Origin of the sequence: Pantoea sp. NPDC088449 (assembly GCF_044753225.1) — a bacterium.
In the GTDB taxonomy this organism is placed as follows: domain Bacteria; phylum Pseudomonadota; class Gammaproteobacteria; order Enterobacterales; family Enterobacteriaceae; genus Pantoea; species Pantoea floridensis.
On sequence record NZ_JBIVMT010000001.1, the window covers coordinates 1,701,100 to 1,724,627 of the forward strand.

26 protein-coding genes are annotated in these 23,528 nt (G+C 55.9%); 10 read left to right on the forward strand and 16 right to left on the reverse strand.

The genetic code is table 11. The features are described 5' to 3' along the window. The first annotated feature begins 366 nt into the window (after positions 1-366). Positions 367-1,188, forward strand: a complete 822-nt coding sequence (locus ACIP6T_RS08135; protein ID WP_097096818.1) for a winged helix-turn-helix domain-containing protein — start codon at positions 367-369, stop codon at positions 1,186-1,188. Beyond that, positions 1,154-1,678: a hypothetical protein gene (locus ACIP6T_RS08140; protein ID WP_400456313.1), complete on the forward strand. Its 525-nt coding sequence runs from the start codon at positions 1,154-1,156 to the stop codon at positions 1,676-1,678. The genes ACIP6T_RS08135 and ACIP6T_RS08140 overlap by 35 nt, the downstream gene beginning before the upstream one ends. A gap of 14 nt (positions 1,679-1,692) precedes the next feature. Here ACIP6T_RS08140 and fliR read toward each other — a convergent pair whose 3' ends face one another. The 13 genes from fliR to fliF form a co-directional block, all read right to left on the reverse strand. Next, a complete protein-coding gene (gene fliR / locus ACIP6T_RS08145) occupies positions 1,693-2,472 on the reverse strand; it encodes a flagellar biosynthetic protein FliR (protein ID WP_345829151.1) in 780 nt (259 codons plus the stop codon). Further along, positions 2,472-2,741 carry a flagellar biosynthesis protein FliQ gene (gene fliQ, locus ACIP6T_RS08150; protein ID WP_097096815.1) on the reverse strand — a complete coding sequence of 90 codons (270 nt, stop codon included), beginning with the start codon at positions 2,739-2,741 and terminating at the stop codon, positions 2,472-2,474. The genes fliR and fliQ overlap by 1 nt, the downstream gene beginning before the upstream one ends. Positions 2,742-2,751: 10 nt before the next feature. Further along, positions 2,752-3,498, reverse strand: a complete 747-nt coding sequence (gene fliP / locus ACIP6T_RS08155) for a flagellar type III secretion system pore protein FliP (protein WP_400456317.1) — start codon at positions 3,496-3,498, stop codon at positions 2,752-2,754. Beyond that, positions 3,498-3,896: a flagellar biosynthetic protein FliO gene (gene fliO / locus ACIP6T_RS08160; RefSeq protein ID WP_345829149.1), complete on the reverse strand. Its 399-nt coding sequence runs from the start codon at positions 3,894-3,896 to the stop codon at positions 3,498-3,500. The genes fliP and fliO overlap by 1 nt, the downstream gene beginning before the upstream one ends. Further along, positions 3,896-4,276, reverse strand: coding sequence for a flagellar motor switch protein FliN (gene fliN / locus ACIP6T_RS08165; protein WP_097096812.1), 381 nt, complete (start codon positions 4,274-4,276; stop codon positions 3,896-3,898). The genes fliO and fliN overlap by 1 nt, the downstream gene beginning before the upstream one ends. A gap of 7 nt (positions 4,277-4,283) precedes the next feature. Then, on the reverse strand, positions 4,284-5,276 hold the full coding sequence (fliM, locus tag ACIP6T_RS08170) for a flagellar motor switch protein FliM (protein WP_400456320.1): 993 nt from the start codon (positions 5,274-5,276) through the stop codon (positions 4,284-4,286). 5 nt (positions 5,277-5,281) lie between these two features. Beyond that, positions 5,282-5,785 carry a flagellar basal body-associated FliL family protein gene (locus ACIP6T_RS08175; protein WP_400456322.1) on the reverse strand — a complete coding sequence of 168 codons (504 nt, stop codon included), beginning with the start codon at positions 5,783-5,785 and terminating at the stop codon, positions 5,282-5,284. Positions 5,786-5,913: 128 nt separating this feature from the next. Then, complete coding sequence (locus ACIP6T_RS08180) at positions 5,914-7,020, reverse strand: flagellar hook-length control protein FliK (protein ID WP_400456324.1); 1,107 nt, start codon at positions 7,018-7,020, stop codon at positions 5,914-5,916. Next, positions 7,017-7,466 (reverse strand): flagellar export protein FliJ, encoded by a 450-nt coding sequence (fliJ, locus tag ACIP6T_RS08185; RefSeq protein ID WP_097096808.1) that lies wholly within the window; start codon positions 7,464-7,466, stop codon positions 7,017-7,019. The genes ACIP6T_RS08180 and fliJ overlap by 4 nt, the downstream gene beginning before the upstream one ends. Positions 7,467-7,470: 4 nt before the next feature. Continuing rightward, on the reverse strand, positions 7,471-8,835 hold the full coding sequence (gene fliI, locus ACIP6T_RS08190; RefSeq protein ID WP_400456326.1) for a flagellar protein export ATPase FliI: 1,365 nt from the start codon (positions 8,833-8,835) through the stop codon (positions 7,471-7,473). Continuing rightward, positions 8,832-9,554 (reverse strand): flagellar assembly protein FliH, encoded by a 723-nt coding sequence (locus ACIP6T_RS08195; protein ID WP_400456328.1) that lies wholly within the window; start codon positions 9,552-9,554, stop codon positions 8,832-8,834. Before ACIP6T_RS08195 ends, fliI begins: the two co-directional genes overlap by 4 nt. Further along, positions 9,541-10,527: a flagellar motor switch protein FliG gene (gene fliG / locus ACIP6T_RS08200; protein ID WP_097096805.1), complete on the reverse strand. Its 987-nt coding sequence runs from the start codon at positions 10,525-10,527 to the stop codon at positions 9,541-9,543. The genes ACIP6T_RS08195 and fliG overlap by 14 nt, the downstream gene beginning before the upstream one ends. Beyond that, positions 10,524-12,224, reverse strand: a complete 1,701-nt coding sequence (gene fliF, locus ACIP6T_RS08205) for a flagellar basal-body MS-ring/collar protein FliF (protein WP_345829144.1) — start codon at positions 12,222-12,224, stop codon at positions 10,524-10,526. The genes fliG and fliF overlap by 4 nt, the downstream gene beginning before the upstream one ends. Before the next feature lie 278 nt (positions 12,225-12,502). On the opposite strand from fliF, the gene fliE reads away from it, so the two are divergent. Genes fliE through ACIP6T_RS08245 form a run of 8 tightly spaced genes read left to right on the forward strand, consistent with a single transcriptional unit; the run spans position 12,503 to position 19,469 of the window. Next, on the forward strand, positions 12,503-12,826 hold the full coding sequence (gene fliE / locus ACIP6T_RS08210; RefSeq protein WP_345829143.1) for a flagellar hook-basal body complex protein FliE: 324 nt from the start codon (positions 12,503-12,505) through the stop codon (positions 12,824-12,826). 16 nt (positions 12,827-12,842) lie between these two features. Further along, entirely contained in the window at positions 12,843-13,700 is an 858-nt protein-coding gene (locus ACIP6T_RS08215) for a CheR family methyltransferase (RefSeq protein WP_097096802.1), read from the forward strand. Further along, positions 13,697-14,785, forward strand: a complete 1,089-nt coding sequence (locus ACIP6T_RS08220) for a chemotaxis response regulator protein-glutamate methylesterase (protein ID WP_097096801.1) — start codon at positions 13,697-13,699, stop codon at positions 14,783-14,785. The genes ACIP6T_RS08215 and ACIP6T_RS08220 overlap by 4 nt, the downstream gene beginning before the upstream one ends. After that, on the forward strand, positions 14,775-15,161 hold the full coding sequence (gene cheY, locus ACIP6T_RS08225; protein WP_400456332.1) for a chemotaxis response regulator CheY: 387 nt from the start codon (positions 14,775-14,777) through the stop codon (positions 15,159-15,161). The genes ACIP6T_RS08220 and cheY overlap by 11 nt, the downstream gene beginning before the upstream one ends. Further along, positions 15,161-15,787, forward strand: coding sequence for a protein phosphatase CheZ (gene cheZ / locus ACIP6T_RS08230; protein ID WP_097096799.1), 627 nt, complete (start codon positions 15,161-15,163; stop codon positions 15,785-15,787). Before cheY ends, cheZ begins: the two co-directional genes overlap by 1 nt. A gap of 18 nt (positions 15,788-15,805) precedes the next feature. Next, positions 15,806-16,951, forward strand: coding sequence for a flagellar biosynthesis protein FlhB (flhB, locus tag ACIP6T_RS08235; protein ID WP_345829139.1), 1,146 nt, complete (start codon positions 15,806-15,808; stop codon positions 16,949-16,951). Then, entirely contained in the window at positions 16,951-19,053 is a 2,103-nt protein-coding gene (gene flhA, locus ACIP6T_RS08240; protein WP_097096797.1) for a flagellar biosynthesis protein FlhA, read from the forward strand. Before flhB ends, flhA begins: the two co-directional genes overlap by 1 nt. Further along, on the forward strand, positions 19,050-19,469 hold the full coding sequence (locus ACIP6T_RS08245; RefSeq protein ID WP_400456335.1) for a flagellar protein FlhE: 420 nt from the start codon (positions 19,050-19,052) through the stop codon (positions 19,467-19,469). The genes flhA and ACIP6T_RS08245 overlap by 4 nt, the downstream gene beginning before the upstream one ends. Positions 19,470-19,484: 15 nt before the next feature. On the opposite strand, the gene nac is transcribed toward ACIP6T_RS08245, so the two are convergent. The 3 genes from nac to ACIP6T_RS08260 form a co-directional block, all read right to left on the reverse strand. Next, positions 19,485-20,402: a nitrogen assimilation transcriptional regulator NAC gene (gene nac / locus ACIP6T_RS08250; RefSeq protein WP_097096796.1), complete on the reverse strand. Its 918-nt coding sequence runs from the start codon at positions 20,400-20,402 to the stop codon at positions 19,485-19,487. 591 nt (positions 20,403-20,993) lie between these two features. Beyond that, a complete protein-coding gene (locus ACIP6T_RS08255) occupies positions 20,994-22,025 on the reverse strand; it encodes an ABC transporter permease (RefSeq protein ID WP_097096795.1) in 1,032 nt (343 codons plus the stop codon). Positions 22,026-22,039: 14 nt separating this feature from the next. After that, complete coding sequence (locus tag ACIP6T_RS08260; protein WP_097096794.1) at positions 22,040-23,524, reverse strand: sugar ABC transporter ATP-binding protein; 1,485 nt, start codon at positions 23,522-23,524, stop codon at positions 22,040-22,042. Positions 23,525-23,528: the final 4 nt, after the last annotated feature.

Here is a 23,528-nt window from a genome sequence, read left to right on the forward strand (position 1 = left end):
ATGGGAAGTTTGCGCATATTCATGCCACAGTGCGCGAAGCCAGTGTCTATAGTTAGTAGCAGGTAGGTGCAGCCGGGTGAGTTTTATCGCAGCCATTTCTGAGTGGTCTTTGGCTGCTATCAGCGCCCGCGTTAATGTTATTAAATGCCCCTGACGCTTAATGAAAGGGATGGCATGTTTGATTAGCAGGTGATTAATAATATTAATTGTGCCAATTCATACCCCCCCTGCTGGTTGAAAAAAACAGGCTTTGGGCTTAAAAAACTGGCACCTTTTCATACGCCCCTGAAACTGGCGAAGTTGTGAACGTTAATAAAAACAATTATTAGATTGTTCCCTCTAAAAACACAGAAGAATCAATTATCTATGTTGAATCACATTGCGATCGGATCGTCAATGACGCTGGATGTACAGACGCGAACGCTGACACGGCTGTCCGACGGGGAAAGTGTTAATCTACCGGCCAGCGCCAGCCTCTGTTTACAGGCGCTGGTTGAGGCGGAAGGTGAAGTGTTATCTCAGGAGCAGCTGATGGATATCGGCTGGCGCAGTTCGGGAGTAGAAGTCACCGACAACAGTGTGCGGGTGATGATCAACAAGCTACGGCGTGCCCTACACACCCTGGCGTCACAGCAGGAGATTTCTCTGTTAGCCGTCACCCGCAGCGGTTACCGTCTGCTGATCCATGAACCCCAGGCAACACCCGCGCCTCCTTACGCTACCGATGCTCCTCCGCAACCCACTCGTGCACCGCAGGTCACGCTTTCAGAAGCGTTGCCACTTGCCGCAGTCCAGCCGAAACCCCGCAACCGGCGGTGGCTCAGATGGAGTGCGGCAGGCTGCTGCGGCGTGATACTCGGTTTGATCGTCGCCTATACGCTGTACGGTCAGTTTATGGCCCGGCTGGATCACATCCAGTTCGTGCCCTGGAGCGGTCCCGGCGTGCCTGCCGATACGCAGGTATTCGTGCCCCAGGATCGTCAGGATCAGCAGGCGCTGATTGAGGCAACCCTGAGCACTTATGAGAATCATGTCATTAGCAAACGCCCGTTAGAAAAACCGGCGAAAGTGCTGTATATCACGCTGGGGGCCAGCCCATCAACGCATCATCAGGGCCTGATTGCCTGCCAGCAACCCTTCCAGGACGCAGAGAATGACTGTGAATCGTTCTATTTTAAAATTTATTAACCTGCCGATGCTGCTGCTGTTTATTGGCGGCTTCGCGGCGGCGATTGGTGGTTTTGTCATCCACACGATGTACACCTCACCGCTGAAATCGCAGTGCGTAATGCCGGTGTCGTTTTATGACATCAAGCAAGGCAAAGACGTGGCGCTGCTGCGCGGCAGCTACCGCAGCTACCGCGACAGCATTAGCCGTGGGCATGTCACCTTTGTCGGTAGCCTGTCGCGCTTCAGCGACGGACAGCGCGTAGGACAGCCGGTGACGGTGAATCGTGAATTGCGTTTTGAGGGCAGCATCACCCACAACCTGCTGCAGATGACCATTACCGGCCATAACCGCCGTATTGGCGACCAGAGCAGCGATGACGATGTCTCAACCTACGTCTTCCCGGCGCTGCATAATGGTGAAAGTGGTACCACTTCGCTCTATTTATTGGATGGCAAGGTGATGGCGACGGGCGTCGAAACGGTGGCGCGTATTGCCTGCATGAATTGAGGCTGGCGCGGCAATTAAAACAGCGCGAGCACTAATTCTGCCAGCGTATCGAATCCCCGCTCCATCAGACGTTCAAAGAAAGGTGCCAGCGTTTGCGCCAGCAGGAACAGCGCCACCATACCGATGCTGAGCGTGAGCGGGAAGCCGATAACAAAAATGGAGAGCTGCGGCGTCAGGCGATTCAGCAGCGCCAGAATAAAGTTAATGCACAGCAGCAGCGCGATGATCGGCAGGCCGAGCATTAATCCCTGGCTGAAAACCATCCCGGCGCTTTTCACCACGTAAAGCAGGCCGCCGCTGTGCAGCGGTGTTGCATCTATCGGCAGCGCATGAAAGGTTTCCGCCACGAAGGCCAGCAGCCATAAATGGCCGTTAAAGGTGAGAAACAGCAGCGTAACCAGAACGTTGAGGAAGCGTGAAATGACTGGGCTGTTGCCGCTGCTGGGGTCAAAAAAGGTCGCGAAAGAGAGGCCCATCTGCATGCCGATGATCTCCCCTGCCAATCGTACCGCGGCAAACAGCAGCTGCATGGTCAGCCCGAGCGCCGCGCCAATCAGCAGCTGCTTTGCCATCACGCCAACGCCGCTCCACGAGTAAATGCCAATGCCGGCATCCGGAATGCTGGAACCCAGCAGCAGCGCAATCAATAAGGCTAAACAGAGCCGCAATCGCGCGCTCACGCTGCGCTCGCCAAACACCGGCGCCACCTGCAGCACCGCGCCAATGCGCACCATAATCAGGAAATAGTGGCTCATCCAGGCGTAGAGCTGCTCGAGCGGGATTCCGAACGCCATTAGCCAATCACAAAGGGAATGCTGGTAAATACCGTACGGGCATATTCAATAAAGATCTTCATCATCCACGGTCCTAATACCACCGCGATACCAACAATCATCAGGATTTTGGGGATGAAGGTCATGGTCATTTCATTAATCTGCGTGGCGGCTTGCAGGATACTGATGATCAAACCGGTTACCAGGGCGGCCAGCAGCAGCGGCGCGGAGATCATTAATCCCACTTTGATCGCCTGCATGCCCATCGCCATTACGCTTTCGGGAGTCATTTCCGTGTCCTTAGCTAAAGAAGCTTTGCGCCAGTGAACCGATGATCAGCTGCCAGCCGTCAACCAGCACAAACAGCATCAACTTAAACGGCAGCGCGATTGTCGTGGGCGGCACCATCATCATACCGAGCGCCATCAGGATACTGGCCACCACTAAATCGATGATCAGGAACGGAATAAAGATGGTGAAGCCAATCTGGAAGGCCGTTTTCAGTTCGCTAGTGACAAAAGCGGGCACCAGAATACTGAGCGGCACCTCTTCAGGCGTGGCGATGTTCTCTTTTTTGGCGATAGTGGCAAACATCGCCAGGTCACGTTCACGCGTCTGATCCAGCATAAATCCGCGCAGCGGTTTCACCCCTTCAGTCAACGCCTCTTCCATGGAAATCGCATTGCTCTGCAGCGGCAGCCAGGCGTTGTCATAGATTTGGTTGAACACCGGCGACATCACAAAGAAAGTGAGAAACAGCGCCAGACCGACAATCACCTGATTCGGCGGCGCCGTGGGCGTGCCGAGCGCATTACGCAGCAGGCCGAACACGATAACGATGCGGGTGAAACCGGTCATCATCAGCAACACGCCGGGGATAAAGGTAAAGCCACTCAACAGCACCAGCGTTTGCACCGGCAGTGACCAGCCCTCTTCGCCCGTTGGACGTGCGAGAGTGATATCGCTGTTGGCCGCCAGCGCGCTGACGACGGGCAATAGTAGCCCGGCGGCCAGCAACAGCAGCTGACCGGATTGACGACGTTTCATTAGCGGTTTTCCTTGCGGTATTTCTGCAGGAAAGATTCCAGCATGTGCGGGAAGGAGTTGCTGGCCGGTGGCGTAGCAGCAGGTTCGGTTTCCGGACGCGGTTGCGTGTTCAGGCAGGCGATCTGCGTGGCGGTGACGCCCAGCACCAGACGCTGATCGCCGACATCCACCAGCACCAGGCGTTCACGGTTGCCGAGCGACTTGGTCGCCACCAGCGTCATTACATTTTGGCTGTCGTGTAAGCGACGGGAAAGACCGCTGCGCCGCACAATCCAGGCCAGGATCACCATGGCGAGAATAATCAGCGCCAGCGCACCGGTCACCGTCATCAGTACAGAGTCGGTCGCCAATACGTCGCTGGCAGGTGCAGCCTGGACAAGCGGGGCAGCGGTATTCATTAGCGGCTCAAACGATGCATGCGTTCAGAAGGCGTAATAATATCGGTGATACGGATACCGAATTTATCGGAGACCACCACCACTTCGCCCTGCGCAATTAAATAACCATTAATCAGAATATCCAGCGGCTCACCGGCCAGACCATCCAGCGAGACCACCGAACCCTGGCTTAAACGCAGCAGTTCTTTAATGGTCATCTTGGTACGGCCCAATTCCACGGTCATTTTTACCGGAATATCGAGGATCAGATTCATGTCATCTGAAAACGGAGAGCTCGCCATGTGTTCGCTTATTCCCGCCGAGTGTTGCTCGCTCAGTGCGTCACCCCAAAGGTTGTCGATACTCTCTTCACCGCCTGACGAGTTGTTCATATCACTCATAGGGAAATTAGTCCTTAGTTAATGATGATAATGCTGGCTGAACCATCTGTTCGACCTTTAGAGCATATTGATTATTTACGGAGCCATATTTCGCTTTCAGCACCGGCACGTTGCCGACGCTGGCTTCAATAAGCTCTTGTTTGTCGAAGGCAATGACATCACCTTTCTTCATTTGCATCACATTCGAAAGCCGCGTTTCCACACCCGCAAAGCTGGCAACCAGCTCCAGCTGGGTTTCACGCATCTGACTGGCAAGTAATCCGCGCCAGTTAGCATCTTCATAACGTGAGTTATCCATCGGCGGATTACTCAGCAATTCACGTAAAGGCTCAATCGAACTGAAAGGAATACAGATATTAAATTCGCCACGATGTGAACCAATTTCCACCGAGAACGGTGTGGTCACCACCACATCATTGGGCGACGAGGTGATATTGGTAAACTTCACCTGAATTTCAGAGCGAATGTATTCCGTTTTAATTTTATAGATGGTGCTCCAGGCGAATTCATAAGCTTCACGCGCCATTGACAGCATGCGATGAATAACGCGCTGTTCGGTCGGGGTAAATTCCCGCCCGTCGGCCTTGGTGGGGAAACGGCCATCGCCACCAAACAGATTGTCCACCGCCATAAACACCAGCCCTGGCGAAAACGCCATCAGCGAGGTGCCGCGCAGCGGATTCAGATGCAGCAGATTCAGGTTGGTCGGCACCGGCAGGTTACGGGCAAACTCATGGTATGGCTGAATCTGAATATTGCCCGCAGTGATATCCGGGCTACGGCGCAGTAAATTAAACAGTCCCATACGGAACTGTCGGGCAAAGCGTTCATTAATTATTTCTAGCGAATGAAGTCGTTCACGAATTACCCGGCGTTGCGTATGCGGATCGTAGGGTTTTATGCCCCCGTCCACTTCGCCACCGGCATTTTCGTTGCTGCTACCGCTATCGGCATTAAGCAGCTGATCAATTTCATCCTGTGATAAGAAGCTATCCACCATAATATTTACCGCAGAATAAATTCATTAATTAAAATATCGGTAGGTTTCACCGCCAGGTTTTTACCGATGGGCTTTGCCATCTCTTCTTTCAAACTTGCAATCAGCTGCGTCTTGCCTTCATCGGTGGATAACGCTTCATAGGTCTGCTGGGTTAATAACATAAACAGACGACTGCGATATTCCGGCAAATATTTTTCCAGCAGCAGCAGCGATGGCTGATCGGCCACGCGCACCGATATGCCAATAAATAACACGCGATCGGCTTCATTGCTGGTTGGCTTAAGGCTGACGGTAAAGGTATTCAGCGATAAATAAAGCGGATTAATTTCTACCGCCGGCTGGACGACTTCTGCCTGCTCAGCCTCTTCCGTCACCGGTTTAGCTGACTTCATTTGCCAGAATAAATATCCCGCCGCGCTACAGGCGGCGACGGTAATTAGCAACAACAGGGGAACCAGCAGCGAGCGTGATTTTCCACCCTGCGTGGCATTTTGCTTTTTCTTACTCATTGATTGTTAGCTCTAAAATAAAGAAAGACGGTTCACAGCCCTGTCATTCGCATGGCCGGTATTGTAGTCCAGGTTATCCGCTGAATAATCAGGCGATAAAATTTCATACATGAAGCTATTTCAGCACTTCAGGCAAAGGTATTGATTCCGTGGATATTTCCCGCGGTTTGGTTGATCACAACAGGCGAAGTTTCTTCTTCTAGGCTGTTTTCATCCCCCTGCTGCGGTGCCGGATGCTGATTTTCTGACGATTCGCCCTGCGCACCTGCGCCGGCATAGGGGTTATCAGCGCTGACGCTCGCCTGCGAAAGCTGCAATCCTGATTCCGCCATGGCGGCACGCAGCTGCGGCATCGCCTGCTCCAGAGCATGACGTACCTGCGCATGTTCACTGACGATATGAATCTGCGCCTGCTCCTGATGCAAACGCAGGCTGATCTGTAACGAGCCCAGCTCTTCAGGATGAAGACGAATTTCGGCGTTGTGCACGCCGTTACGGCTGAACATCACAATCTGCTGGCTAACTGCCTGCTTCCATTCGGGTGTTTGCGGCGCATAAGGCACGGTAGCGACGGCGCTGATGCTAACGTTGTTACGGACAGGCGCGGATACGGGAGCCGCCACTGCGGCTACCACGCTGGCTTCATTGCCAGGCAGCGTCTCGCTGTGCTGTGGCGCGGCACTGCTGCTGGCGATCATAGAAGCCAGAGAAGGCTCTTTGCCCGGTCCGGGTGTCTTCGTCTCGGTAGCGGCGGCTTTTGCCAATGCGCCAAACGCTTCGGTTAACGGCGCGGGGTCTTTTGCGGCCTTCACGGTGATGCCATTATCCGCTGCCGAGGCAACGTTGTGGCTCACCAGCTGCTGAAGCTGCCATTGTGGATTGCCCGGCACCAGCGTTTCGAGCAGCGCCAGCGGGTCTGCTTCCCGCTCAGCCTGCTCCACCAGCGTCTCGCCCTGTTGCGGTACGAGGCTGTCCAGCGCGGCGGCGAGATCGCTGGGCAACGCGTCACTCAGTTCTACTGGCAACACGGCTGCTTCGAGCTCGGGCATCAGATCGGCAAGGGCCACATCGCCAGGCAATAGCATCGCTGGCCCCGTCGGCAACGCGGTGTGCACCAGGCCCAGGTTCTGCAGCTTATCGTCCAGGGCGACAGCAAAGTCCGCGCCGGTAAATTTCCCTTTCGCTGGCAGCAGATCTGCACCGCCGCTGAGCAGTGCAGTAACGTCAATATTCATAGTCTCTCTCGTTTCTGTCCGGCCCGTTGGGCGAACTCATCCATCAACTTCTGTTCCTGCCGTGTTTCCACCTGAGCACGCGCGGTTTCACGTCGCACAATCAAGGTTTCAAACGCGTTCAAGCGCTGTTTGTCATGCACCCAGCTGGCTTTTGCTTGATCCACCGCCTTTTCACAGCGGTTAACGTGGGTAGCGTGCTGCTTCACCACCTGGTTAAGGGATAAAACAAAGGATTGGTGATTCACCAGATCGGCCATCGACATGCCGCGCTCCATCATTCCCTGGCGCAGCGAGTGCTGATACTCCCGCTCATAGTGCTGTAACTGCTCATGCTGCTGAACCGCATCCTGCAAGCGCTGCTGCACGCCACCCAACGCGCGAGTGGTATCCGTCAGCTTCTCTTCTGCCATATCCCGCAGCAGGGTCATCGGGTTTTTTACCTTCATCAGCTTATTCCGTTAGGGTGGGAAACAGGTGGTTCAGCGCGCCGATAGCGTCGTCATAGCCGCTGCGTTCATGGATGGCCTGATGGAGAAAGGCCTCCAGGTCCGGATATTGGCTAATCGCCTGGTCGAGCAAGGGATCGCTGCCTTTTACATAGGCACCTACGCTGACCAAATCGCGGTTACGCTGATAGGCAGAGAGCAGCTGTTTAAAACGCTGCACTTTGCGGTACTGCGCGTGCGGGATCAGTTCGGTCATGGCACGACTGATCGACGCTTCAATATCAATCGCAGGATAATGCCCCTGCTCTGCCAGCCGGCGCGACAGGACGATATGGCCATCCAGAATGGCGCGCGCCGAATCGGCAATCGGATCTTGCTGGTCGTCGCCTTCGGTCAGAACGGTGTAGAACGCGGTGATGGAACCGCCGCCAGGCATACCGTTACCGGTGCGCTCAACCAGCGCGGGCAAGCGGGCAAATACCGACGGTGGATACCCTTTGGTCGCCGGTGGCTCACCAATGGCCAGCGCCACTTCTCGCTGCGCCATGGCGTAACGCGTCAGGGAATCCATAATCAGCAGCACGTTCATGCCCCGATCGCGGAAATCTTCGGCGATGCGCGTCGCGTAAACGGCACCCTGCATGCGCAGGATCGGCGAGACATCGGCAGGCGCGGCAATCACCACCGCGCGCTCACGTCCATCTTCACCGAGAATGTTCTCGATAAAATCTTTCACTTCACGGCCACGTTCACCAATCAGCCCCACCACGATCACATCGGCGGTGGTGAAGCGTGCCATCATGCCCAGCAGCACACTCTTACCCACGCCCGATCCGGCGAACAGGCCCATACGCTGGCCACGACCGACCGTCAGCAGGCCGTTGATGGCGCGTACGCCCACGTCCAGCACGGTTTTAATAGGATCGCGATGGAGCGGATTGAGTACCGGCGTGAACAGGCTGGCGGCTGGTTTACCGGCCGGTGGACGACCATCCAGCGGCCGCCCTTGCGCATCCAGCACGCGGCCTAACAGGTGCGGCCCAACCGGCAGCTGTTTGCCCTGGCTGGTATCGGCTTCGGGCGCGTACACGCGTGCGCCGGGCAGAATGCCATCTACCTGCTCAAGCGGCATCAGGTAGAGCGTGGAGCCGTTAAAGCCCACCACTTCGCTCTCTACCGCGCTAATGCCCTGACTGGTGCGACGCTCAACAACGCACAGCGCGCCAATCGGCAGTTTGAGCCCAACGGCTTCCATCACCAGACCGGTGGCGCGCGTGAGTTTGCCGTACTGGCGGAAACAGGGCATGTCGCCCAGCTTCTCTTCCACGCGATCCAGCGCCTGCAGCCAGTTTTTCAACTGCTGACTCATTGTGACAGCTCCTCGCGCGCCAGCTGGCACAGCGCCTGCCAGCGTGTTTCCAGGCTGGCATCAAACTCCACTTCCGGCGAGATGATGCGGCAGCCGCCGGGGGCCAGCTGCGCATCGCTGTGCAGCTCCCATCCCAGCTGCGCCAGGGTGTCACCCATGGCGGCGGCGACATTCTGCCGATCGTCTGGATGCACGTAGAGTTGCATGGTGCCGTGCAGCAGCGCGTCCTGTTTCATCAGGTTGCGGATCTGCTTCAGCAGCGCCGTGTTGTCCGCCACGCTGGCCGATCCGTACAGCTGCTGCACCGCCATTAATGAAAGCTGCACCAGACGCCCCGGCACCAGGCTCTCCAAGCTGTCCATCGCCAGTTTAAAATTGCTGACCCAGCCCTCGGCCTGACGCAGCAGCTGTTGCTGCTGGGCGACGGCATCGGCTTTGCCCTGCGCCAGTCCGGCTTCGCGGCCTTCGCGTACGCCCGCGTCAAAACCCTGCTTGCGGCCCTCTTCCTGACCACTGCTTAGCCCCTGCTGATATCCCTGCTGTTCGGCCTGCTTGCGCAAGCGGGCCAGTTCGGCCTGAATGTCCTGTTCGCTTTGATGGCTATCCAGCGTTGGCAGCGGTGCGGCCACGGCGCTGGTATCACTCAGCAGGTTATCAGGCTGCCAGCTGCGCCATTCCGTGCCGCTGGCCTGCTCAAACTTTTTATCAAACGTAGGCATCGTCGCTGCCTCCGATGATGATTTCGCCGGTTTCGGCCAGGCGGCGCACCACGTTGAGGATGGTTTTCTGCTCCGCTTCCACCTGCGACAGGCGTACCGGTCCGCGCGACAGTAAATCTTCTTTCATCAGATCCGCCTGACGACGCGACATATTGAAGAAGAATTTCTCGCGCAGCGGTTCGTCGGCCCCTTTCAGCGCAATCAGCAGGGTTTCGTTCTCGATCTCCTGCAACAGGCGCTGGATGCTGCGATCTTCCACTTCGACCAGGTTTTCGAACAGGAACATCTCGTCGATGATCTTCTGCGCCAGTTCGCCATCGAACTCACGCACGGCCTCAATGGCCAGCTCTTCCTGCTGCGATTTCATCAGGTTGAGAATCTCTGCGGCAGGTCGTACCCCGCCCATTTTGCTGCGTTTGAGATTCTGACCGTGCAACAGGTTATTCAGCACTTCGGTCAGCTCCTGCAGCGCAGCTGGCTGAACGCCGCCGAAGGTTGCAATACGCAACATAATGTCGTTACGTTCGCGATCTTCGAATTTGCCCAGTACATCAGCCGCCTGGTTGCGCTTAAGGTGCACGAGGATGGTGGCGATGATCTGCGGATGCTCTTCGCGGATCAGATCAAACACCGACTGCGGCTCCATAAAGTTCAGCGTTTCGATACCGTTGGTGCCCTGATGGGTATCCAGCAGATCTTCCAGCAGCGAGGTCGCGCGCTCTTCGCCCAGCGCCTTAACCAGCACGCTGCGCAGATAATCGTTGGTGTTGAGGCTGAGCGCAGCGTACTCGGTTGAGTCTTTCTTGAACTCACGCAGTACCGCAGCCATCTGGTCATGGGTGAATCCCGCCATGTTGACCATAGAGCTACTGATCTGCTTTACCTCATGGGCATTGAGATGCTTAAACACCTCAGCCGCCAGTTCATCGCCCAGCGTCAGCATGACAATGGCGCTTTTATCTGAGGCCTTCATTTAGTGTGTTCCTTATTCATCCACTGACGGATAACCAGAGCAATGACGCGTGGCTCCTGCTCCGCCAGTTCACGCAGCTGTTGGCTGTTGATTTCGGTATCGACGCGCTGCTGCGCCCGATCGCTGGCTTCCTTCTCGGCGGCACGTTTTTTCGCCGCAATCTCTTCCTGACGCGTCTCTTTTTCAATCTCAAGACGGCGCAAGGTGATCTCGTGGTGGCGCAGCCACGCTGGCTGAACCAGCTTGCGCCACATCACCCAGGCAATAAGCGCAATCATCAGATAGCGGGCCAGCGTCATCATCAGTGACTGGAATCGCTCTTGCTTCCAGATCGGCGGCAGCGGCTCTTCCACAATGCCGTTGAACGGCGAGTTCATGATATTGACGCTGTCGCCACGGCTTTCGCTGTAGCCGATCGCCTCTTTCACCAGCGCGCTAATGCGCGTCAGCTCCGCCTCACTCAGCGGCTGCACTTTGCCCTCTTCGCCCTGCGGTAGATGGTTAATCACCACCGCGACCGAAAGACGTTGAATGCTGCCCATGTTGGACTTGATGTGCGTCAGCGTGCGATCCAGCTCGAAGTTGGTGGTTTCATCACTGCGGTTGTTAAAAGGCTGTCCGCTGCTGGCAGGCGTGGACGTTGACGTCGTGGTGCTATTCGCATTGGTGCCTTTCTTCGCCTCCGCTGCCGCCGTGTTCAGCGGTTGGGTAATCGGTGCCGACGCCGGCGTTGGTGGCGAATTGCTCAGCGCACCAGGCACGCCGCCGGTGGCGCGACCATTGCCCTGCTCAGCAAGGCTGGCCTGACGGCTACGAATCGCCATTTTTTGTGGATCGGCGTTCGGCTGATACTGTTCCTGCGTTTGCTCTTGCTGGGTGAAATCAAGCTGCGCGGTGACCTGTGCCCGCACATTACTGTCGCCCACCAGCGGCGCCAGGATGCGCTGGATGCGCTGCTGATAATCATTTTCCAGTTCACTGGTGTATTTCAGCTGTGAAGTTTGTAAGCCACCCACGCCACGTTGCGTCAGCAGATTGCCACGCTGATCGACGATGGTGACGTTCTCTGCGGTCAAACCCGTGACCGCACTGGAGATCAGATGGGTGATCGCCACCACCTGCCCTTCATCCAGCGTCCGGCCTTTAATCAGGTTGACGGTCACCGATGCCGTTGGCAGCTTTTGGTCGCGCACAAACATCGAGGGTTTCGGTACCGCTAGATGTACACGCGCCAGCTGGATAGGACCGAGGTTTTCGATGGTGCGAGCCAGTTCGCCTTCCAGCGCGCGCTGGTAATTCACCTGCTCGCTGAACTGGCTGGTGCCGAATTTCTCCTGGTCCATCAGCTCAAAGCCTACCTCGCCACCTTTCGGCAGCCCCTGCTGCGCCAGCTTCATGCGCACTTCATGCACCTGGGCTTCCGGCACCATAATCACCCCGCCCGGTGTATCAATGCGATACGGGACGTTGAGCTGAGACAGCTGCGCGACAATGGCACCGCCATCCTCATCGCTGATGTTGCTAAACAACACTTTATAGTCCGGCTCTTTCGCCCAGAACATCAGCGCGATAATCACTGACAATGCCGCGGCGGCGCAAATCACCAATAGCAATTTCGGGCTGCTGCGCAGCCATGATATTGCCGATTTAAATTGCTCAGCCGGGTTGTTGGTTAAATCATTCAATGTGGCACTCATGCCTGATCCTGTAAGAAATATCATGTATCGATAATGCGTGCCGGCTGACGCCTGAGCGTATACCGATAACGACAAATTCAAATTCGTGGGAGAATTTTCAGGCAGGCATTATCGACGCATTAGGGGAAAATTTAATCCCGGATAAGCTCAAAGTTCTGTTCGCTTATCGGATTTTCTTCAGGTTTTATATACATGTTAAGCTGCTGACGTTTAAAAGATGTGCAATTAACTCAGTATTAACAAATAGCGTTTTATTTTACTCACTCAGGACGTAAAAAATGTCAGCAACACTCATGCGTGGCGTGCTTGATCAGATCCAGACCCAGGCGCAGCAGCTTTCAGGCGCACCGAAAGCCAGACTGGACGCGCCCGAGAAAGGCTTCTCTTTTTCAGATGCGCTATTTAACAGTATCAATGAAATAAACAAAACTCAGCTCGATGCGAAGAATACCACGCAGCAATGGATGTCTGGCGCCAGTGATATTGGCCTGAATGACGTTATGCTCTCTATGCAGAAGTCATCAATTTCATTTAGCTTCGGCATGCAGGCGAGAAATAAGATGATTAGCGCCTATCAGGAAATAATGAACACGCCGGTTTAAGGCTTGTTAATATTCTATGAGCCTAATTACTAGCAACTCTGCGCGCTTATTACGTCATCAGCTGATTTTATCGGATGGCGAATTAGCGCGCTTTGGCAAATTAATTTACCGCCGCGCCGGCATTGTGGTTAATGCCCATAAACGCGAGATGATTTTTAATCGTCTTTCGCGTCGTGTGCATGAACTGGCGCTGAATAACTTCAGCGAGTACGCGCAGATTCTTGAATCCCATCCGGAACATCCGGAGTGGCAAACATTCATTAATGCGCTGACCACTAACCTGACCTCCTTCTTCCGTGAGGCCCACCATTTTCCGGTGCTGGCGCAACACGCGCATCAACGCCGGAACGGCTACCGCGTGTGGTGCACCGCCGCCTCTACCGGTGAAGAGCCCTGCTCAATCGCCATGACGCTAAATGAAACGCTCGGCGCCTCCCTTTCCGGACCGCGTATCTGGGCCTCGGATATTGATACCGACGTGTTAGCCCGGGCCGAAGCGGGCGTCTACCGTCTGAGCGATTTAGACACGCTGTCGCTGATGCAGAAGCGCCACTATTTTTTACGCGGCTCGGGTGAGAACAGTGAAATGGTGAAGGTGAAGCGTGAACTGCTGGCGAGCATCAACTATCTGCAGCTCAACCTGCTGGATGCCAACTGGGCAAGCGTGCCTGAGTCTGTCGATGCGATTTTTTGCCGTAACGTGATGATCTACTTTGATGCACCTACCCAGGAGCGTCTGCTGCAACGCTTTGCCCGCATGCTGAAACCCGGTGGGTTGCTGTTTGTTGGCCATTCCGAGCATTTCAACTATCCGAATATCCCGCTGCGTCTGCGCGGACAGTCGGTATATGAAGTGCTGGAGAGCCGCGCGTGAAGCGGATTCGCGTCATGGCCGTGGATGATTCCGCACTGATGCGCAACATGCTCAGCGCCATCATCAATCAGCAGCCAGATATGGAAATGGTGGCCACCGCACCGGATCCGCTGGTGGCGCGCGAGCTGATCAAGAAACTCAATCCGGATGTGCTGACGCTGGATATCGATATGCCGCGCATGGATGGGCTGGAGTTTCTTTCCCGCCTGATGCGGCTGCGCCCAATGCCGGTCGTGATGATCTCATCCATGACCACGCAGGGTTCACACACCACTCTGCGTGCGCTGGAACAGGGCGCGGTGGATTTTATCGCCAAACCCGATGCGCACACCAACAGCGACTGGCAAGAGTGGGGCGAACGCGTGGTGGAGAAGATTCGCAGCTCGGCAAAAGCCCGGGTGGGCCAGGGTCACACCAGCCCGCAGCAGCGTCAGCCCATTTTTGACGCGCGCGTGGGTCACGAAAGTCTCATTGCCATCGGCTCCTCCACCGGCGGCACCGAAGCACTGCGCCGGGTGCTGGTGCAGATGCCGGTCAATTGCCCGGGGATTGTGATTGCCCAGCATATGCCCGCGGGCTTTACCCGCTCCTTTGCACAGCGCCTCGATTCGCTATGCGCGATCAACGTGCGTGAAGCGCAGGATGGTGAGCGCGTGCAGATGGGCACCGCGTTGATTGCGCCAGGCGATTTGCACATGGAGATCGTGCGTCAGGGCAAAGGTTATGCCGTTCGCCTGAGCAACGCGCTGGAAGTGAATCGCCATCGTCCTTCGGTGGATGTGCTGTTTCACTCGGTGGCGTTGCATGCCGGTCGACACGCCAGCGCCGCCATTCTCACCGGCATGGGCCACGACGGCGCGCGCGGCATGCTGGCGTTATACAACGCTTGCGCTTACACCCTGGCGCAAAGCGAAGCCACCTGCGTGGTGTTTGGCATGCCGCGCGAAGCCATTGCGCGGGGCGGCGTGAAAGCGGTGGTCGATCTCGATGATATCAGCCAGCACCTGCTGGACAGTTTTAGCCATAACAAACAACGAAACAGAACGTCTGCCGGACGTTCAGGAGACAACTCACATGACGGATAAAAGCCTGCGTTTTCTGGTGGTCGATGACTTCGCCACCATGCGACGCATCGTACGTAACCTGCTGCAGGACCTGGGTTACAAGAACATTGAAGAAGCCGAAGACGGACAGGATGCGCTGAATAAGCTGCGTGCTAGCGAATTCGATTTCGTGGTCAGCGACTGGAACATGCCGAATATCGACGGTCTGGAACTGCTGAAAACCATTCGCCTCGATCCCGCTATGGCGAAAATGCCGGTGCTAATGGTTACCGCTGAAGCCAAACGCGAAAATATCATTGCCGCCGCCCAGGCCGGTGCCAATGGATACATCGTTAAGCCGTTTACCGCTGCCACGCTGGAAGAGAAGCTCGGCAAAATTTTTGAAAAACTTGGGTAATGAGCATGGCTTCGGATAACACGAAAGACCTCTTTTTACGCATCGGTCAGCTGACTCGCCTGCTGCGTAATAGCATGGCCAATCTCGGGCTAGAGCAGGCGATTATGGAAGTAGCCGATGCCTTTCCCAATACCCGCGATCGCCTTAACTATGTGGTGGGTAAAACCTCACAGGCCGCCGATCGTGCGTTAACCAGCGTTGAAGTGGCCCGTCCGCTGCAGGATACGCTGAGCGAAAATGCCACGCAGCTGAGCGCTCGCTGGGATGCCTGGTTCGCTAATCCACAGCCGCTGGACGATGCGCGCGAGCTGGTTAAAGAGACGCGCGGCTATCTGCAACAGGTACCGGAATTAACCCAGCTGACCAATCGCCAGCTGACCGAAATCATGATGGCGCAGGATTTCCAGGATCTCACCGGCCAGGTGCTACAAAGCCTGATGCATGTGATTGAGACCGTGGAGAAAGAGCTGATTAATGTGCTGGTTGAAAACATGGGTGAACGTGAAGCCGTCGCGCCGCCTGAGATGGAAAATCTGAAAAACGGTCCGCAAATCGATGCCATGGCAGAAGGCATCGCCACGTCTCAGGATCAGGTAGATGACCTGCTGGAGTCGCTCGGCTTCTAACCAGGCCTGGCGAAACCTATGTCCGAAGAGAGTGAAAACGACAAAACGGAAGACCCCACACCCCACCGAAAACAGAAGGCCAGGGAAGAGGGACAGATTCCGCGCTCGCGTGAGTTAACCACGCTCGCGATGCTGCTGGTTGGCTGGGGATTGATGGTTTCCGGCGGCGATCATCTGGCGCGCAAACTGATGCATATGCTGCATAACGGTTTGGTGTTTGACCGGCTATTGGTGAGCGACCCTCAACATATGCTGCATCACGCCGGTGCGCTACTCGGCAGCGCCTTTCTGGCGATGCTGCCGTTTGTCGGCGGCCTGTTTATTACCGCCCTGGTGGCGCCTTCCATTATTGGCGGCCTCAATCTGAGCGGGAAAGCGATTAAGTTCAGCGCGAAGAAACTGAACCCGATCAGCGGTATCAAGCGCCTGTTCTCCTCGCAGATGCTGTCTGAAATGACTAAAGCGATTCTGAAAGTATCGCTGGCGGGGATCGGTGGCGGGCTGTTTCTCTGGCTCAACAAGATGAAGTTTATTGGGCTGGTGTTTGAACCGCTCGGCATGGCATTAGGTGACATTAGCCGCCTGCTGCTCGGCTGCATGCTGGTGATCATCCTGTCACTGATCCCGATGGTGGCCTTCGATGTGATTTACCAGCTGTGGAGCCACTTTAAAAAGCTGCGTATGAGTCGTCAGGAGATCAAAGACGAGTTCAAAAATCAGGAAGGTGATCCGCAGCTGAAAGGTCGCGTCAGGCAGCTTCAACGCCAGATGGCGCAATCACGCATGATGAGCGATGTGCCCGCAGCAGACGTGGTGGTGAACAACCCCACCCACTATTCGGTCGCGCTGAAATATCAAGAAGGCAGTATGGGGGCACCGATTGTGGTGGCCAGCGGTAGCGGTCTGATTGCGCTACGCATCCGTGAATTGGCGGACGAAAACCGCGTACCCATGCTGGAAGCGCCGCCGCTGGCGCGTGCCCTTTATCGCCATTGTGAACCGGGACAACCGGTTCCCACTGAATTGTATAACGCCGTAGCTGAAGTGCTGGCCTGGGTTTATAGCCTGCGTCGCTGGCGAAAAGGCTTAGGTCAACGCCCGCAGCTGCCGAAAGACCTCCCGGTTCCGGCCGCGCTGGATTTCGCACAAGAGAGTAAAGAGTGATGGCTAATCTCGCCACAAAATTACGTTTGCCCAACATGAAGGAAACCCAATGGCAGGTGCTGGCGGGGCCAGTGCTGATCATGACCATCCTCGCGATGATGATCCTGCCGCTGCCAACCTTCGTGCTGGACCTGCTGTTCACCTTCAACATCGTGCTGTCGATCATGATTCTGCTGGTGGCGATGTTCACCCAGAATACGCTGGAGTTCTCGGCCTTCCCGACGGTGCTGCTGTTCTCTACCCTGCTCCGCCTGGCGCTGAACGTGGCCTCAACGCGTGTGATCCTGATGCACGGCCATACGGGTGCCGGCGCGGCTGGCCAAGTGGTGGAGGCCTTTGGCCACTTCCTGGTGGGCGGCAACTTTGCCATCGGTATTATCGTCTTCGTGATTCTGATCATCATCAACTTTATGGTCATCACCAAAGGTGCCGGCCGTATCGCTGAAGTGGGTGCGCGCTTTACCCTTGATGGGATGCCGGGCAAACAGATGGCGATTGATGCGGATCTGAATGCCGGCCTGATTGGCGAAGATGAAGCCAAGCGTCGCCGTAAAGAGGTAACGCAGGAAGCCGACTTCTACGGGTCGATGGACGGTGCCAGTAAGTTTGTGCGCGGCGACGCCATCGCTGGTTTAATGATCATGGCCATCAACATTATCGGTGGACTGATTATTGGCGTGATGCAGCACGATATGTCCGCGGGAATGGCGGGCGAAACCTACACCCTGCTGACCATCGGTGATGGTCTGGTGGCACAGATTCCGGGTCTGGTGATCTCTACCGCTGCGGGTGTGGTGGTGACACGCGTGGTTAACGACCAGGATGTTGGCGAGCAGATGGTGAGCCAGCTGTTTACCTCTCCGCGCGTACTGCTGCTGGCCGCCGCGGTAATTGGCCTGCTCGGTCTGATTCCGGGCATGCCAAACTTTGTCTTCCTGCTGTTTACTGCCGTGCTGCTGCTCACCGCATGGTGGCTGCGTGGCCGTCAGGCTGAGCAGAAGAAATCTGGCGCATCAGGTTCTGTCTCACACGATCCGATGATGGCGGAAGCCGAAGCGGCGCAGGTGAATGAAGCCACCTGGTCGGACGTACAGATGGAAGATGAGCTAGGGCTGGAAGTGGGCTACCGCCTGATCCCCATGGTGGATCAGGAGCAGAACGGACAGCTGCTGACGCGCGTACGCGGCATTCGTAAAAAGTTTGCTCAGCAAATGGGCTTCCTGCCGCCGGCGGTGCATATTCGTGACAACCTCGACCTGCCGCCGACGCGTTATCGCATCCTGCTGAAAGGCGTGGAGATTGGTCACGGGGAAGTTCAGCCCGATCGCTGGATGGCGATCGATCCCGGCTGCGCGGAGGGTGAAGTCCCCGGCACCGCCTGTACCGAGCCAACCTTTGGACTGCCTGCTCGCTGGATTGATGAAGTACATCGCGAACTGGCGCAGACGCTGGGATATACGGTGGTGGATCCGAGCTCCGTGGTGGCCACGCATCTTAATCACTTGATCTCTACCCATACGGAAGAGCTGTTTGGCCGTCAGGAAGCGCAGCAGCTGCTCGATCAGCTGACGAAACATGCGCCAAAACTGGTGGAAGATCTGATTCCAGCGGTCATTAGCCTGACCATGTTGCATAAGGTCTTGCAAAACCTGCTGTCTGAGCGCGTACCGATTCGTGATATGCGTACCATTATTGATACGCTGGCCGAGTTTGCCGGCCCGAACAGCGATACCGACGATCTGACCGCCCGCGTGCGCGCCCGACTGGCTCGCGCCATCACGCAGCAGTGGTTCCCAGGCGAAGAGGATATTCAGGTGATTGGGCTGGATATGTCTCTGGAGCAACTGCTGGTGCAGGCGACTCAGAGCGGCAGCGCCATCGAGCCGGGTATTGCGGAAAACCTGATGAAACAGACGGAGAAAGCGTTGATGCATCAGGAAGGACTTGGCGCACCGCCGGTGCTGCTGGTTAACCCATCGCTGCGTCTGATGCTGTCACGCTATCTGCGCCGCATGTTCCCACAGATGGCGGTGCTCTCCAGCCAGGAGATCAACACGCAGCGTAATGTGCGCATGACGTGGATGATTGGTAGTAAAGCATGAAGTGTTTGATGCTGGGAATGGGGATGCTGCTACTGGCGGCATCGCCGCTGGCCGGTGCGGCGAGCGGGTCGTGGAGCAGCGCAAGCTACGGCGGCACGCTGACGCACGGCAAGCAGAGGCTGAAAAGCCGTCCCGTTCAGAGCACCGGGGCGCTGCCCCAACATGCCAGCGCGGAGACGTTGCAATGGCAGATCAAAATGGATGGCCCGGCGCCGCAAGGGCTGCGCCTGCAATTTTGCAGCGTCAGCCGTTGCGTACCTTTGCCCGCACAACAGGGTGAGATTACCCTGCCCGTCGGTTTTCCGGCGGCTGGGCCCTTCCACTTCGAATACTTCTCGATACGTCGTGGGCCCTTACAGCCGCCGCTCACGGTGCTCAGTAACCAGGTCACGATAGGTTACCAGGTTAAGCGTTAACGGCTGGCTGCAATTTTAGCCCACCAACATCAATTCACGATCTTCCACCATCGGCTTATTCAGCAGTGACAGCAGAATGTTTTTCACTGCCTGCGCCGATGGCGACAGCGGCAAACGCGCCGAGATATTCAGTGACAGCGGCAAATTCAGCGACGGGCTGTTAATCCGCGCCATCCAGGCATGTGTTGAACTGACCAGCGCCCGCGCGGCGGATTCAGGCAATACTGTGACGCCCATGCCGCTCGCTACGGCGGCGGTCAACGTCGAGATTGACTCAATCTCACCAATAATGCGAGCGCTGAGGCGGCGCAGCGAGAAGGCTTCGTCCACACGTTTGCGCACCGCACTGTAATCACGCGGCAGGAACAGGCTCATCTGCGCGACGTCTGCCAGATCGACCGTGGTGCCCGGACACGCCGTGGCGCCCACCAGGTAAAGCTCCTCTTTCATCAGTGGAATGCTGTTGATGCCCGCCGTCGGCGCGCGATCGTACAGCACGGCCATATCCAGCTGGCCGTTCATCACTTTTTCATTCAGCGAGGTGCCGCTGTTTTCATGCAGATACACCAGCACATCGGGGAATTGCTCGCGCACCGTGTGCAGCAGCGGCATGGTAAGTGACGATGCGGCGGTACCCGGCGCTAAGCCAATCGATACCTGACCATTTAATGCCTGCCCGGCATTGATCACCGCCGTCTGCGCTTGTTCGCACTGACGCAAAATAGTACGGGCGTGGGCATAGAGAATTTTACCGGCCTCGGTTGGCGTCACGCCGCGCTTGGTGCGGATCAGCAATTGCTGATCGAGTTCATTTTCCAGCGTAGCGACCTGCTGGCTAAGCGCAGGCTGCGCGATGTGCAGCACTTCTGCTGCCTGAGTCAGGCTGCCGATATCGACGATTTTTACAAAGTACTTGAGTCGTCTTAAATTCATGTTGCCTCCGTCAATCCCCGAATACCCAGGTTGGGCGTCTCAGCCTGCTGGCTTGTGTAGATGAAGTTGCAATATGCAGGCCAGGTTTATTCAAGCGGTAAAAAAGCATGGCCGGATTTTTCCTAAAGGCACGGAAAATAAGCGTTTGTGATTACCTCGAACGGGTTAATAAGCGCGGGCGATGACGCAAAAGGATTAAGAACGCATCAGGTTGCACTGCGATGGTGCGGAAAATGCGAGGCAGGCGTGCAAAAAAGTGATGACGCGATGAGCGGGTATGGTGCAGAAATAGCCGATAAAGGGCAGAAATAGCGTTAATGAAACCAAACGAGCGGGAAAGAAGGGGATTAACCAGCAGGAAAACTTATGTGGTGGGGAGGGTGCGCGCTGTCCCTCACCCTGGCCCTCTCCCGCTCGCGGGAGAGGGAACCGACCGAGAGAATTTTTGTGTTAAATGCACGGTGTCGATACGCAAAATACTTCGCGCTGTAGCAAGGCGGCAAGCCCGTTTAGCCCTGGGAGCATAGACAACTATGTGACCAGGGTAAACGGGCGCAGCCAACGCCGCTACAGCGCGAAGTATGAAGCGTATCAGCGTTTTTTGCGGTTGCGGTGCATATCTATTGAAACCGCGGCAACGATGATGATGCCTTTAATAATGTCCTGCACGTACGCATCGACACCGATAAAGGTAAAGCCGCTCTTAATCAGTCCGAGGATCACCGCGCCAATCAGCGTACCGGTGATGCGTCCAACGCCGCCCATCAGGCTGCTACCGCCGATAACCGCTGCGGCGATGGCGTCCAGTTCGTAGGCCATGCCCATGCTTGACTGGCCGCTACTCACGCGCGCCGCCAGCACCACACCCGCCAGCCCTGAGAGCGCACCGGCGATGGTATAGACGATGATCAGGTACTTGTTAACGTTGATGCCGGACACTTTGGCGGAGGTCATGTTGCCGCCAATCGCGTAGACATATTTGCCGTAGCGGGTGTGCTTCAGCGCAATGTGGAACAGGAACGCCACCACCAGGAAAATAATCACCGGCATTGCGCCCTGGCCGATGGAGGTAAAGCCATCTGACAGGAAGCTGATCGGATTACCCTGCGTGTAGTACTGCGCCAGACCGCGCGCGGAAACCATCATGCCGAGGGTCGCGATAAACGGAGGAATCCCGGTTTTGGTAATCAGTACACCGTTCATCACGCCGCACAACAGCCCTACTCCGATGCCGGCGACAATCGGAATCACGGCGGGCAGGTTGACCAATGAGGGATACATTGGCGTAAGGCTATCGGAGGTCTGCGCCAGGCTCGCCGCGACGACGGCAGTTAAGGCGATAACCGAACCGGACGATAGATCGATACCGGTGGTGATAATGACTTGCGTCACGCCCACGGCGATAATCCCGATAATCGCCACCTGCAACACAATCAGCACCAGGCGGTTGGTGTTCATCAGGAAGGATTGGTCACGCACGTACCAGCCTGCGATTTCAAAGATCAGGGCAATGCCCACCATCACAACAAAAATACCCGTATCTTTAGGCAGCTTATGACGCAGGTTGCTGAAGAAAGAGGGTTGTTCTGCGGCCTGCGGGGCCGAAATTTTTACATTACTCATAGGTGTCTCACGCCTCACTCGGATGCCAACGACAAAATGGTTTCCTGATTGGCCTCTTCTTTATCGAGGATGCCGGTTATACGTCCGCCGTGCATTACCATCACGCGGTCGCTCATGCCGAGAATTTCTGGCAGTTCGGACGACACCATGATGATGGCGACGCCACGGTTTGCCAGTTCACTGATCAAACGATAAATTTCTGCTTTGGCCCCAACATCAATACCGCGCGTCGGTTCATCGAGGATCAGGATCTTCGGTTGCGCCAGCAGCCAGCGCGCAATCAGCACCTTCTGCTGGTTACCACCGCTGAGGTTATTGATGATCTGATCCATGGTGGGGGTTTTGATGTTGAGTTTGCGAATCTGATCCATGCAGTCCTGCGCCATTTTGATATGGCTGACAAAACCGCTTTTGTGGGTGTAATCCGGCATGTTGACGATGCTCATGTTCTCCATCACCGACAGCACCAGGAACAGCCCGGACTTTTTGCGATCTTCGGTGAGAAACGCCATGCCCTTCTCAATCGCCGTGGAGGGGGAATCAATCTTCACCGGGACGCCATCAATCAGGATTTCACCGCTGTCGAAGCTCTCCATGCCGAACAGGCTTTCCATCACTTCGCTGCGCCCTGCACCTACCAAGCCGGCAACGCCAAGAATTTCACCCTTGCGCACCGTAAAGTTGATATCGGTAAAACGGTCTTTGCAGGTTAAATTACGCACCGTCAGTACATCTTCGCCGATTTCCCCATTAAATTTCGGGAACAGCTGCGTCAGTTCGCGGCCCACCATCTGGGTAATCAACGATTGGCGGGTATAGTGGCTGGTGTCATTACTGCCCACCCAGGAACCGTCGCGGAAGATACTGATCTCATCGGTAATGGCAAAGATTTCATCCATTTTGTGGCTGATATAGATGATGGCTTTGCCCTGCTCGCGCAGGTCACGGATGATGGTGAACAGATGCGCCACTTCGGTTTCTGTCAGTGCCGAGGTCGGTTCATCCATGATCACGATGTCCGAATTCCACGATACCGCTTTAGCAATTTCAACCATCTGCTGCGAGGCGATACTAAGCTCACCGACCATACGATCCGCTTTCAGACGGATATTCAGCCGGTTCAGCAACGCCTGCGTTTGCTTATTGAGTTTGCCGTGATCGACAAAGCCGTACTTCATCGGTTCGCGACCGAGCCAGATGTTCTCGGCCACGGTCATGTAAGGCACCAGATTGAGCTCCTGGTGAATCATGGAGATGCCAGAACGCAAGGCATCCATGGTGTCCTGAAACTGCACCGGCTCCCCTTTAATGCGAATGGTGCCCTTATCGGGACGATACATCCCGATAAGGCATTTCATTAAAGTGGATTTGCCCGCGCCATTTTCACCCATCAGGGCATGTACCGACCCCGGTTTAATACGCAGTGAGACATTGTCGAGTGCCTTCACTCCGGGGAAGAACTTGCTGATGCCTTCGGCTTCAAGCGCAAAAGCGGTCATACAT

Coding starts and splice junctions, on each gene's coding strand:
- ACIP6T_RS08135 (WP_097096818.1), top strand. CDS start 367: ATGTTGAATCACATTGCGATCGGATCGTCAATGACGCTGGATGTACAG.
- ACIP6T_RS08140 (WP_400456313.1), top strand. CDS start 1,154: ATGACTGTGAATCGTTCTATTTTAAAATTTATTAACCTGCCGATGCTG.
- fliR (WP_345829151.1), bottom strand. CDS start 2,472: ATGGCGTTCGGAATCCCGCTCGAGCAGCTCTACGCCTGGATGAGCCAC.
- fliQ (WP_097096815.1), bottom strand. CDS start 2,741: ATGACTCCCGAAAGCGTAATGGCGATGGGCATGCAGGCGATCAAAGTG.
- fliP (WP_400456317.1), bottom strand. CDS start 3,498: ATGAAACGTCGTCAATCCGGTCAGCTGCTGTTGCTGGCCGCCGGGCTA.
- fliO (WP_345829149.1), bottom strand. CDS start 3,896: ATGAATACCGCTGCCCCGCTTGTCCAGGCTGCACCTGCCAGCGACGTA.
- fliN (WP_097096812.1), bottom strand. CDS start 4,276: ATGAGTGATATGAACAACTCGTCAGGCGGTGAAGAGAGTATCGACAAC.
- fliM (WP_400456320.1), bottom strand. CDS start 5,276: ATGGTGGATAGCTTCTTATCACAGGATGAAATTGATCAGCTGCTTAAT.
- ACIP6T_RS08175 (WP_400456322.1), bottom strand. CDS start 5,785: ATGAGTAAGAAAAAGCAAAATGCCACGCAGGGTGGAAAATCACGCTCG.
- ACIP6T_RS08180 (WP_400456324.1), bottom strand. CDS start 7,020: ATGAATATTGACGTTACTGCACTGCTCAGCGGCGGTGCAGATCTGCTG.
- fliJ (WP_097096808.1), bottom strand. CDS start 7,466: ATGAAGGTAAAAAACCCGATGACCCTGCTGCGGGATATGGCAGAAGAG.
- fliI (WP_400456326.1), bottom strand. CDS start 8,835: ATGAGTCAGCAGTTGAAAAACTGGCTGCAGGCGCTGGATCGCGTGGAA.
- ACIP6T_RS08195 (WP_400456328.1), bottom strand. CDS start 9,554: ATGCCTACGTTTGATAAAAAGTTTGAGCAGGCCAGCGGCACGGAATGG.
- fliG (WP_097096805.1), bottom strand. CDS start 10,527: ATGAAGGCCTCAGATAAAAGCGCCATTGTCATGCTGACGCTGGGCGAT.
- fliF (WP_345829144.1), bottom strand. CDS start 12,224: ATGAGTGCCACATTGAATGATTTAACCAACAACCCGGCTGAGCAATTT.
- fliE (WP_345829143.1), top strand. CDS start 12,503: ATGTCAGCAACACTCATGCGTGGCGTGCTTGATCAGATCCAGACCCAG.
- ACIP6T_RS08215 (WP_097096802.1), top strand. CDS start 12,843: ATGAGCCTAATTACTAGCAACTCTGCGCGCTTATTACGTCATCAGCTG.
- cheY (WP_400456332.1), top strand. CDS start 14,775: ATGACGGATAAAAGCCTGCGTTTTCTGGTGGTCGATGACTTCGCCACC.
- cheZ (WP_097096799.1), top strand. CDS start 15,161: ATGAGCATGGCTTCGGATAACACGAAAGACCTCTTTTTACGCATCGGT.
- flhB (WP_345829139.1), top strand. CDS start 15,806: ATGTCCGAAGAGAGTGAAAACGACAAAACGGAAGACCCCACACCCCAC.
- flhA (WP_097096797.1), top strand. CDS start 16,951: ATGGCTAATCTCGCCACAAAATTACGTTTGCCCAACATGAAGGAAACC.
- ACIP6T_RS08245 (WP_400456335.1), top strand. CDS start 19,050: ATGAAGTGTTTGATGCTGGGAATGGGGATGCTGCTACTGGCGGCATCG.
- nac (WP_097096796.1), bottom strand. CDS start 20,402: ATGAATTTAAGACGACTCAAGTACTTTGTAAAAATCGTCGATATCGGC.
- ACIP6T_RS08255 (WP_097096795.1), bottom strand. CDS start 22,025: ATGAGTAATGTAAAAATTTCGGCCCCGCAGGCCGCAGAACAACCCTCT.
- ACIP6T_RS08260 (WP_097096794.1), bottom strand. CDS start 23,524: ATGACCGCTTTTGCGCTTGAAGCCGAAGGCATCAGCAAGTTCTTCCCC.